This window comes from Kitasatospora sp. MBT63, assembly GCF_000710465.2.
In the GTDB taxonomy this organism is placed as follows: Bacteria; Actinomycetota; Actinomycetes; order Streptomycetales; family Streptomycetaceae; genus Kitasatospora.
In genome coordinates this window covers 1-559 of sequence record NZ_JAIZ01000516.1, presented here as the reverse complement: position 1 = coordinate 559, position 559 = coordinate 1, and the positions used below count along the sequence as shown (strand labels likewise).

Below are 559 nucleotides of genomic sequence, written 5' to 3'. Positions count from 1 at the left end.
CGATCGGTGGTCCGGTTGGGGGGTCGTCGGTGTATGTGGTGGATGAGAATTTTGATCCGGTGCCGGTGGGTGTGGTGGGTCAGTTGTGTACGGGGGGTGCGGGTGTTTCTCGTGGTTATTTGAATGCTGCGGGTTTGACGGGTGTTCGGTTTGTTCCGGATCCGTTCTGTGGGGTGGCGGGTGCGCGGATGTACTGCACGGGGGATGCGGTGCGGTGGCGTGCGGATGGTGGTCTGGATTTTGTGGGGCGGATCGATCGGCAGGTGAAGGTTCGTGGTTTTCGGATCGAGCCGGGTGAGGTGGAGGCGCGGTTGACGGTGCATCCGGATGTGGCCGAGGCGGTGGTGGTGGCGCGTGCGGATGGTGGTCATAAGCGGTTGGTGGCGTATCTGGTGGTGCGTGGGGGTGGTGTGCCGTCGGTGTCGGTGTTGCGTGCGCATGTGGGTCGGGCGTTGCCGGAGTACATGGTGCCGCAGGCGTTCGTGGTGGTGGAGCGGATCCCGTTGACGGTGAACGGGAAGGTGGACCGGGATGCGTTGCCGGTGCCGGAGGTGGCGGA

1 protein-coding gene is annotated in these 559 nt (G+C 64.4%); it reads left to right on the top strand.

Going from position 1 to position 559, the window contains the following annotated elements; genetic code table 11:
- Positions 1-38: 38 nt before the first annotated feature.
- On the top strand, positions 39-559 hold a 521-nt coding region (locus AA75_RS27655), incomplete at its 3' end, for an AMP-binding protein (RefSeq protein WP_304441500.1).